We start from the raw sequence: 1,257 nt of genomic DNA on the forward strand, positions 1-1,257 counted from the left end.
CCGGTCTCTACAGTGAGGGCGCCTTTGACTTTGATCTTCTCCGCGCCTAATAAAAAAGCCACCTCTCGGTGGCTTCTCTCTCCGACTGCACTCAGTCGTAAATTACTTTCTTCTTCCAGTCCGCATCAGCCTCGACATCTTTGAGGCCGGCAGTCAGTTGGTTTTCTTCGCCTTCGACCGGGGCGATTTTGTCCATGACCTGGGCGTTGGCGCGGGCCAGGAGTTTTTCCAGGTATTGGAGTTGTTCGGCGTAGATTTGCGGGTCCTGCTGTTTGCGCAGGTATTGCACGCCGCGTTCGAAGGCGAGGCGGGCCTGGCCTGGCTGGTTTTGCTGGAGGGCGTGTTGGCCGAGGTTGTTGAAGAATTCGATGTGCAGCAGCACGAGGATGTGGCGTACTTCGCGGATCCAGTGTTTGGCTTCGTTCGGTGGCAGGAAGCCGTCCTGGGCGGCGCGGGTGATCTGGCCGTGGAGGGCTTCGAGGAGGAAGCGGACGTCTTTGGCCTTGGCTTCGGTCTGGATCGGGGCCGGTGGGTTGTTCACCGGGATCGATTCGCCCTGGGCGACGAGGGCGCTGAGTTCAGTGATGCGGGCCTTGGTGGTGGCGCTGGTCTTTTCCAGATTCAGCAGGCGCTGGCAGACGTTCAGTTCGAGGCGGGTCAGCAGCAGTTTGAGGGCCGGGGTCATGAACTGGCCGGGGAAGGTTTCGGTCAGTTCGCCGCAACGGCGCAGGCGGTCGTTGAGTTCGACCTTGGTGCGGGCCTTCTCCAGTTTGGTGTTTTCCACCACATGGTTCATGTAGCCAATGGCGATCAAGATTGCGATCCCGGCTATGACTAGCAGGGTGATCATGAGTGGTGTCACCGGTAAGACCTCTTTATAGGGTTCGCGTGCGAGTGTAGTGGCTTGGCATAGAGGAGCCTAGCGCCGCTCGACGGGTTTGGATCGGCGAAGCTGAATCTGTATCGGCCAGGAACCGGCTTATATAAATGCTGGCCCTTGGGGTGCAGATTGCCATCACCTGTGCCGTGGACTATAACGCCTTGGCGAGTGTCGGAATATAGGCGTCAATCGTCGGGCGACGCAAAAGCTGGAAACGGCTGGTAAAGCAGGTCGAAGTCATTGATTTAAATAAATTTATATCTGGGGGTTGACGACCTTTCAATCCATCCATAGAATGCGCGCCACTTGCAGCGTAAAGCACACAGCGAAACGCGGCAGGGAGTGAATGTTGTAGTGTGTCCCCTTCGTCTAGTGGC

2 protein-coding genes are annotated in these 1,257 nt (G+C 57.4%); both read right to left on the bottom strand.

Features of this window, described 5'->3' with window-relative positions:
* Window positions 1-91: 91 nt before the first annotated feature.
* Window positions 92-850: a hypothetical protein gene (locus PMI24_RS00005; protein ID WP_011335462.1), complete on the bottom strand. Its 759-nt coding sequence runs from the start codon at window positions 848-850 to the stop codon at window positions 92-94.
* 181 nt (window positions 851-1,031) lie between these two features.
* Window positions 1,032-1,257, bottom strand: a 226-nt coding sequence (locus PMI24_RS29455; protein WP_238553802.1) for a hypothetical protein, incomplete at its 5' end; no start/stop codon positions are given.

The sequence above is a fragment of the Pseudomonas sp. GM25 genome (genome assembly GCF_000282255.1).
In the GTDB taxonomy this organism is placed as follows: Bacteria; Pseudomonadota; Gammaproteobacteria; order Pseudomonadales; family Pseudomonadaceae; genus Aquipseudomonas; species Aquipseudomonas aphyarum.